This is a genomic window from Streptomyces phaeochromogenes (assembly GCF_001418655.1).
GTDB lineage: Bacteria > Actinomycetota > Actinomycetes > Streptomycetales > Streptomycetaceae > Streptomyces > Streptomyces phaeochromogenes.
Window position 1 is genome coordinate 29,648 of record NZ_LIQZ01000086.1, and the last position, 7,557, is coordinate 37,204.

The window sequence follows — 7,557 nt, forward strand, 5'->3', positions numbered from 1 at the left end:
CCGGGCGTGCTCCGTACGGCCCCCCAACGGTGGCCACATGATCGAACCCCCACCAGATTGGGCTGAGTGTTCGTCAGTGCCCGCCCAGGAGAGGGTCTCTTATCGTGCGTGCCCAGTCGCTGACGCTGGCCGCGGCCGGCGCTGCCCTGCTCGCCCCCACCACGATCTCCGACGTCGCCCCCTTGCCCGATGCCGTGCACGAGCGCGCGGGGAACGCGGGACCCCCGGGGAGTGCCGGATCCGCGGGGGGTGTCAGGGCCGCCGACCTGCTGGCCGCCGTGCGTGGCTGCGTGCCCGTCTCCCACGGCCGCTACCGGACCGACGACGGGGCGCCGGCGGACATCCCCGTCTGCGGAAAGCGCGGCGCGGTCTTCTGGAAGGCGGACCTGGACATCGACTGCGACGGCCGCCGCGGCCCGTACTGCAACGAGAGCACCGACCCGCTCTTCGCCGACGCCACCGCCTTCCAGCAGTCCGACGGGAACCAGCTCGACGCCGCGACCCTTCCGTACGTCGTCGTGCCCGCCGCCAGCCACATCTGGGACCACGAGGAACACGGCGTCCGCAGCGGCACGGTCGCCGCCGTGATCCACGGCGACCGTGTGCAGTACGCGGTCGTCGGCGACCTCGGCCCCGAGGGGCTCATCGGCGAGGCGTCGTACGCCACGGCCCGCGGCCTCGGCATCCGCCCCGACCCGCAGGGCGGCGGGGCCGCCTCCGGGGTCACGTACATCTTCTTCGAGGGCTCCGGCGTGTCTCCCATCGAGAACGCCCGGGCGGCCGTCGCCGAGGGCGAGCGACTGGCCCGGGAGTTCATCCGCCGGAACAAGGCCCCCTCAGGGCGCCCGTCTCACACCTTCCGATAGCCGTACGCGTCTGCGGCGGCTGCCTCCACCGCCGCCAGGTCGGCTCCCGTGGAGGCCGTGACCACCGCCGCCACCGCGCCCTCGACGAAGGGGGCGTCCACCAGGCGGGTGCCCGCCGGGAGTTCGTCGCCCTCGGCCAGCAGCGCCTTCACGGTGAGGACCGCGCTGCCCAGGTCGGCGAGGACGGCGACACCGGCACCCCGGTCCACGGCTGCGGCTGCGGCGGAGATCAGCTCGGAGCTGGTGCCGAAGCCGCCGCCCTCGATGCCGCCCGCGGGTGCCACCGGAGCGGTCGTACCGCCGCCCGCGAGCCCCGTCGCCAGTTCGGCGACCGAGGCGGCCACCGCCGCGCTGTGCGACACGAGCACGATGCCCACCAGCTTCTCCCCGCCTCCTGTCGTGCCCGGCACGTCACTCACCTGCCGTCTCCGCGAGCGCCGCGATCAGGAGGGCCGAGGAGGTGGCACCGGGGTCCTGGTGTCCGATGCTGCGCTCGCCCAGGTAGCTCGCCCGGCCCTTGCGGGCCTGCAACGGCGTGGTCGAGAGGGCGCCCTCCTCGGCGGCCGTCCGTGCCGCCGCGAAGGACCCTCCGAGCGCGTCGACCGCGGGCACCAGCGTGTCGATCATGGTCTTGTCGCCGGGCGCGGCCCCGCCGAGCTGCATCACGGCGTCCACACCGGTGCGCAGCGCCCGAGCGAGCTCCTGCTGGTCGACCTCGGCCGCGTCGCCGAGCGCCTTGCCCGTGCGGCGCAGCAGCGTCCCGTACAGCGGCCCGGACGCGCCGCCCACCGTCGAGATCAACTGTCGTCCGGCGAGCATCAGGACGGCGCCGGGCGTCTCCGGCGCCTCCTTCTCCAGGGTGGCCGCCACGGCCCTGAAGCCGCGCTGCAGGTTGCTGCCGTGGTCTGCGTCGCCGATCGGCGAGTCGAGGGCGGTCAGCCGTTCCGCCTCTCGGTCCACGGACGCGGCGGTCGCCGTCATCCAACGGCGGAAGAAGTCGGCGTCGAGCACTGGATCTCCTTGCTTGGTAAGGGAGTTGACCGGTCGCACCGGCACTGGCCGGGGGAGCGTCACATGCCCCAGCGCAGGCCCGCCGTACGCACCGGCGCGTCCCACAGCCGCAGCAGCTCCTCGTCGACCTGGCACAGGGTCACCGAGGCGCCGGCCATGTCGAGCGACGTGACGTAGTCGCCGACGAGCGTGCGCGCCACCGGGACCCCGCGCTCGGTCAGCACCCGCTGCACCTCGGCGTTGAAGCCGTACAGCTCCAGGAGCGGCGTGGCGCCCATGCCGTTCACCAGGACCAGGACGGGGTTACGGGGGCTCATGTCCTCCAGGATCGCGTTCACCGAGAAGTCGGCGATCTCCCGCGAGGTCATCATGGCCCGCCGCTCCCGGCCGGGCTCGCCGTGGATGCCGACGCCCAACTCAAGTTCCCCGGGCGGCAGATCGAAGGTGGGGCTGCCCTTGGCCGGAGTCGTGCAGGCGCTGAGCGCGACGCCGAAACTGCGCGAGTTCTCGTTGACCTGCCGGGCGAGCGCCTGAACCCGCTCCAGCGGCTGACCCTCCTCGGCCGCCGCGCCCGCGATCTTCTCCACGAACAGCGTCGCGCCGGTGCCACGGCGGCCGGCGGTGTAGAGGCTGTCGGTCACGGCCACGTCGTCGTTGACGAGGACCTTGGCGATCTGGATGCCCTCGTCCTCGGCCAGCTCCGCCGCCATGTCGAAGTTGAGCACGTCACCGGTGTAGTTCTTCACGATGAACAGCACGCCGGCGCCGCTGTCCACGGCGGCTGCCGCCCGCACCATCTGGTCCGGCACCGGACTCGTGAACACCTCGCCGGGGCAGGCCGCCGACAGCATCCCGGGGCCCACGAACCCGCCGTGCAGCGGCTCGTGCCCCGAACCGCCACCCGAAACCAGGCCCACCTTCCCGGGCACCGGAGCGTCCCGCCGTACGATCACCCGGTTCTCGACATCCACGATCAGCTCGGGATGGGCAGCCGCCATGCCCCGCAGCGCGTCCGCGACAACGGTTTCCGCGACGTTGATGAGCATCTTCATGGGTACCTCCTGGTGAGCCGAACAGGCGAGCATATTGCCTGTGTTCCTGCTGGTCGGAGTGAGCGCTTCTGTCGGAAGTATCGACCTTGTGGCAGCGAAGGTCACGTGCGCGGACGCTCCTGGGCGTGCCAGAGCCTTGGTGCTGATCTGCCGGCCGCGCTGCGCGGCGGACCTGGCATCAGACCTGGAGGGCGGCGGCCAGCGAGGTGAAGGCGGCGATGATGACGGCGACGCGGACGTAGTGGAAGCGGTCCCAGCGGTTCATCTGCTGCTTCCAGTCGGCGGGGAGGCCGTCGGCGGTCCACGTCTTGACCCGGTTGTTGATCGGGACGAGCAGCAGGACCGACATGACCACGCTGAGGATCAGCAGTGCGGCGGCGGTGACGACGAGACCGGCGCCGGGGTCGTGCCGGCCGGCGATGGCCCAGACCGCGGCGAGGGCGAGCGAGCCGACGTACCAGAACGGCATCACGGCGCCGAGCAGCCGGGCCCCGTGGGTACGGCCGCGCAGGCCGTTGTCGCCGGGGAGGCCGTCGAGGATCGGGTTGACGAAGAAGGCGACGGAGAACTCCACCCCCACCATCACGCCGACGGCCACGGTGGTGAAGACCTCTAGTGCGTTGAGCATTGATGACCCCTCCTTGAATCTAGCGTCGCTAGGTGATGGGTCAACGCTAGACCTTCTGCCGCTCGATTGTCTAGCGGTGCTAGGATCGCTTCATGTCGGTACAGGAACGCAAGGAGCGCGAGCGGGCGGGCCGCGAGCGCCTCATCTTGGCGACGGCCCGCGAACTCGCCGAGCAGCAGGGCTGGGACGCGGTCACCACCCGTCGGCTCGCCGAGCGCATCGAGTACAGCCAGCCCGTCCTCTACAGCCACTTTCGTGGCAAGCGCGAGATCATCGGCGCGGTCGCTCTTGAGGGCGCCGCCGAGATGGCCGTGGCGCTGCGGGCAGCGGCCGCCGCCGCGGACGGCCCGCGCGCCCGGGTCGCCGCCCTCGCCCGCGTCTACCTCGACTTCGCCGAACGCAACCCGGCGGTCTACGAGGCCATGTTCCAGCTCGACGGCGGGCTGGCGTTCGCGCTGGAGGAAACCCCGGAGCCTCTGAAGGACGCCTTCGCCGCCCTGCTGGAGAACCTCGGCGCGGTCGCCGGGGACGGCGTCCACCCGGCGCTGTTCACCGAGGTGTTCTGGGCGGCCCTGCACGGGCTGGCGACCCTGACCCGGGCGGGACGGCTTCCGCCGGGGGACGCCGAGCGGAGGGTGGAGCTGCTGGTGGACCGGCTCGCCGTGATCTGACGCACCGTCCGGCAGGCTGCGGCTCGTCGCAGTGCGCAGGGTGGTGTCCCGGTGTCGGAGTGGTGTCGTTTCCTCCGATGCGCAGGCTCATGGGAGGTCTGGCGATGCTCAGGCGCACGGTAGTTCTGGCAGTTGGAGTTCCATCCGTGGGGCGTACTGCTGGCCGGCGTAGCAGTCGCTGTCGTGCTGGTCGCCCTGTACGGAGGGGCGGGGCAAGGAGACTTTGACCGCGAGGGCGTGGGGGTGGTTGACCACAAGGATCTCGTTCTCGCTGGTGTTGAACAGCCCGGCGAACAGGGTCCGGTTGAGGATTCCGGTGCTGGTGAGTGCCTCGTAGGCGTGCTGGTCGTGACACATGAAGTCGAGCGTGAGGGTGAAGCGGTAGAGCGGGCCGCGGTCCGTCTCGGGTGGTGAATAGGGGTAGGCGAGCGTGGAGACCAGGCCTTCCTACTCGGGGATGGGCAGGTGCGAGGAGGCGTGGGCGACGAACGTGGAGATCGCGTGGGCGGTGCCCTGGTCGGGCGCGGTGACGGTGATCAGTACGCCGAGTTCCTGGGGCTGCAGGGGAGTGGGCTCGGTGCCGGCCAGGACCGTCCCGGTGCCGTAGAGACGGTAGTTGATGTCGATGCTGTCCGGGTCGACCTGGCCGCTGAAGACGTCGAGGATCTTGGCGTCGAAGTACTTCTTGGCCATGGGCAGGAGCTCGGGGAGGCGCTCGATGACGACCCTGTCGCGGACGCCGCCGATGATGACGGTCTGGTAGCCGACGAGTTCGGCGCCTTCGAGTTTGTTGGTGTAGCCGTCGGCCTCGATGTAGCGGGAGCCACGGACGCGTACGGTCCGTTCGTCGACGGCCTCGTAGGTGGCGTGGGTGGTGTCGAGGGTGCCGGAGGGCTCGGCGATGTGGAACGGGTCGGCGTTCTCGTACAGCGTGTGGGCGGCGACCGAACGAGGGGTGAGGCGACTGCCGTCGGCCAGCGTGGTGACGTCGAAGTGGTCGTCGCGCAGGGTCACCAGGAGTCCGTTGGCATCGGGCGGGATCGCGCAGGCGGCGCCGCATTCGATGGTCTTGGCCATGTGCCAGGTGAGGCCGGGGTCGGCGCCGTTCAGATGGGCGAGGGCGGCGAACAGGGCGGTGTCGCCGGCCCGTCCGGCCAGGATGACGTCGTAGCCGTCGCGCAGGAGTTCCTGGATGGGCTCGACGCCCATCATGGCGACGGTGTGGCTGCGCTCGAACAACTTCCGTTCGATGGCGGTGGCGTTGGCCAGAGGCCGGATGCGGCCCTCGTCGTACAGGTGCTGGAGGCGCTCCGCCGGTTGGTCGCTGTAGATGAGGCCGAGTCTGAAGTGCAGGTTGTCCTCGGCGGCGATGGTTCGGGCCAGGCCGGCGACCCGGTCGACGCCGTCGTCGCGTCCGCTGGTGCCGCACGAGCCGATGATCAGCGGCACTTGAAGGGTGTCGCGGGCCCGGAGGAGCAGGCGCAGGTCGCGTGTGACGGCCTGGGCGGAGAGCTTGGGGGTCCCGGAACCGAGCGCCGCGGGGCCGGAGCCGGTGGAGCCGGCGTCGCAGGCGATCACGTGCGGGCGGGCGGCCACACCGCGGTCGAGGGCGGCTGTGTCGAAGCCAGCACCGAGGGCTCCGGTCGGGGCGAGGATACGTATGTCCATCGGGGTGGCTTTCTGTTGTGCGGGTGAAGGTCAGGAAGCAGTTGCGAGCGGCTGCCCGGCGCGGCGGGCCACGAGGGTGAAGACGGCGAAGGTGACCGCGCCGAACACGGCGGCGTTGAGGAACATGTAGCGCCAGCCGGTGAGGTCGACGGTGGCGCCGAGCAGGGCGGGGCCGAGCGCCATGCCGGAGGCCGAGGCCACCGTGTACAGACCGGTGTAGGCGCCCAGGACACGGTTGTTGGGCGCAGAGCCCACAGGGCGACCAGCCCGTTGACGGAGAAGACGGCGTAGCCGATCGAGGCGACGGCCACGGACGCGGCGGTGAAGGCCGGGGTGGGTTCGGCGAAGCCGACGAGCAGGCCCGCGACGAACAGCGCGATGCCGTAGCGGATCATGCGGAGCTCGCCGAGCCGGTGCGAGAGGTAGGCCAGCGGGACGACACAGATGAGGAAGGCGATCGCGCCTGGCAGGGCGATGCCGCCGGCCGCGCCGCGGGTCATGCCGAGGACCTCGGTGCCGTACGGGGTGGTCAGTGAGCGCAGTGCTGCCCACATGCCGGCGAAGCAGAAGATGTCGGCCATGAGCAGCAGCCTGGCCCGGCTCGGCTCCCGTACGAGGTCCTTGAGGACCGCCCACGGCGAGGAGAACGGGTCAGCCCGGTCGGTGCACCTCCGGGCAAGCACCCCTCAGGCACCGCCGTTGGCACCTCGTTCAGTCGGCGACGTCGACCCCGTATCCGCGGGCGAGGGCGTCGAGGCCGTGGTCGTAGCCCTGGCCGATGGTGCGCAGGCGCCAGAGGGGACCTCTGCGGTAGATCTCCGCGAGGAGCATGGTGCGTTCGGTCGTGGCGGCGTCCAGGGTTGCCCGGGCGATGGGTGCGCCGCTGTTGCCGGCGGCCGCACCGATCTGGATCGCGCCGACCGTCCCGAAGGTGGTGACACCGTCGATGGCCGCGGCGACGACGACCTTGCGGGTCGCGGGCGGCAGGGACGCCACGTCGACGGCGATGGTCTGTTCGGCGGGTCCGCCGGTGAGGAGCCGCACGGTGCCGGCTGGGCTCTCCGGGGCACCGTAGAAGATGAACTCCTCGTCGAAGGTGACCTGTTCGTCCTCGTCGAGGAGGAACGCGACGACGTCGATCTCGCAATCTGCCTGCGGAGCCCAGCTGGCCGTGATGTACCAGTCGGGCGCTGATCTGCCCTGCGGCACGGGCAGATCGGTGACGCCGCCCCTCGGCAACACCTGCGGTTCTTGGGCCCGTACGGCCGCCGTGCCCCGGTCGACGGCGGCCGGCGCGGTGAGCCAGTGCCCGTCGTGCACGGGGAGTTCAAGGGCGGTGATGCGGCTCATGCGGCGGTCCTGCTCCCCGCGGGCGAGCAGGACGACGTCGGTGACGCTGGCCGACAGGTTGATGGCCGCGGATCCGCCCAGTTCGACGACACGGGTACGGGCCGCCACGGCGTCGGCGTGGACACCGCCGAGCACCAGTACCCGGTGACCCGTCAGCGGTTTGTCCAAGGAGCCGACCGAGTCGGTGGGTTGGCGCGGGACGGGGACGGCTGCGCCGGGGGAGGGCGACGGCAGGACGGGCTCTTCCGGGACCGGTGTTGTGGTGGATTCGGGCTCGGTGACCTGTACTTGAGCCGGAGCCGGAGCCGGAG

The 7,557-nt window shown here is 71.3% G+C and carries 10 protein-coding genes; 2 read left to right on the forward strand and 8 right to left on the reverse strand.

Annotated elements, in window-relative coordinates; translation table 11 throughout:
• The first annotated feature begins 104 nt into the window (after positions 1-104).
• Positions 105-866: a glycoside hydrolase family 75 protein gene (locus tag AOK17_RS12405; RefSeq protein ID WP_055612472.1), complete on the forward strand. Its 762-nt coding sequence runs from the start codon at positions 105-107 to the stop codon at positions 864-866.
• Here the strand turns inward: AOK17_RS12405 and AOK17_RS12410 are convergent.
• The 4 genes from AOK17_RS12410 to AOK17_RS12425 form a co-directional block, all read right to left on the reverse strand.
• Positions 851-1,276, reverse strand: a complete 426-nt coding sequence (locus tag AOK17_RS12410) for a PTS-dependent dihydroxyacetone kinase phosphotransferase subunit DhaM (RefSeq protein WP_055612495.1) — start codon at positions 1,274-1,276, stop codon at positions 851-853. The two genes, AOK17_RS12405 and AOK17_RS12410, sit on opposite strands and share 16 nt — an antisense overlap.
• A gap of 1 nt (position 1,277) precedes the next feature.
• On the reverse strand, positions 1,278-1,877 hold the full coding sequence (gene dhaL, locus AOK17_RS12415) for a dihydroxyacetone kinase subunit DhaL (RefSeq protein WP_055612473.1): 600 nt from the start codon (positions 1,875-1,877) through the stop codon (positions 1,278-1,280).
• Between the two features lie 59 nt (positions 1,878-1,936).
• Positions 1,937-2,929: a dihydroxyacetone kinase subunit DhaK gene (dhaK, locus tag AOK17_RS12420; protein WP_055612496.1), complete on the reverse strand. Its 993-nt coding sequence runs from the start codon at positions 2,927-2,929 to the stop codon at positions 1,937-1,939.
• Between the two features lie 178 nt (positions 2,930-3,107).
• Positions 3,108-3,557: an anthrone oxygenase family protein gene (locus AOK17_RS12425; protein WP_055612474.1), complete on the reverse strand. Its 450-nt coding sequence runs from the start codon at positions 3,555-3,557 to the stop codon at positions 3,108-3,110.
• Positions 3,558-3,649: 92 nt separating this feature from the next.
• Between AOK17_RS12425 and AOK17_RS12430 the strand changes: the two genes are divergently transcribed.
• A complete protein-coding gene (locus AOK17_RS12430) occupies positions 3,650-4,228 on the forward strand; it encodes a TetR/AcrR family transcriptional regulator (RefSeq protein ID WP_055612475.1) in 579 nt (192 codons plus the stop codon).
• A gap of 108 nt (positions 4,229-4,336) precedes the next feature.
• Here the strand turns inward: AOK17_RS12430 and AOK17_RS12435 are convergent, their stop codons facing one another.
• From AOK17_RS12435 to AOK17_RS51615, 4 genes are all read right to left on the reverse strand, one after another.
• On the reverse strand, positions 4,337-4,669 hold the full coding sequence (locus tag AOK17_RS12435; RefSeq protein WP_055612497.1) for a DUF4387 family protein: 333 nt from the start codon (positions 4,667-4,669) through the stop codon (positions 4,337-4,339).
• A 6-nt stretch (positions 4,670-4,675) separates the two neighbouring features.
• A complete protein-coding gene (locus AOK17_RS12440; protein WP_079052969.1) occupies positions 4,676-5,896 on the reverse strand; it encodes an acyclic terpene utilization AtuA family protein in 1,221 nt (406 codons plus the stop codon).
• Between the two features lie 30 nt (positions 5,897-5,926).
• The gene (locus AOK17_RS12445; RefSeq protein WP_055612476.1) at positions 5,927-6,151 is read right to left on the reverse strand and encodes a hypothetical protein; all 225 of its coding nucleotides are present in this window, start codon (positions 6,149-6,151) and stop codon (positions 5,927-5,929) included.
• Between the two features lie 456 nt (positions 6,152-6,607).
• Positions 6,608-7,557, reverse strand: a 950-nt coding sequence (locus tag AOK17_RS51615; protein ID WP_206190740.1) for a TerD family protein, incomplete at its 5' end; no start/stop codon positions are given.

Bases quoted from the DNA above. Each gene is read 5' to 3' on its own strand.
- AOK17_RS12440 (WP_079052969.1), bottom strand. From the start codon at position 5,896: ATGGACATACGTATCCTCGCCCCGACCGGAGCCCTCGGTGCTGGCTTC.
- AOK17_RS12430 (WP_055612475.1), top strand. From the start codon at position 3,650: ATGTCGGTACAGGAACGCAAGGAGCGCGAGCGGGCGGGCCGCGAGCGC.
- AOK17_RS12425 (WP_055612474.1), bottom strand. From the start codon at position 3,557: ATGCTCAACGCACTAGAGGTCTTCACCACCGTGGCCGTCGGCGTGATG.
- dhaK (WP_055612496.1), bottom strand. From the start codon at position 2,929: ATGAAGATGCTCATCAACGTCGCGGAAACCGTTGTCGCGGACGCGCTG.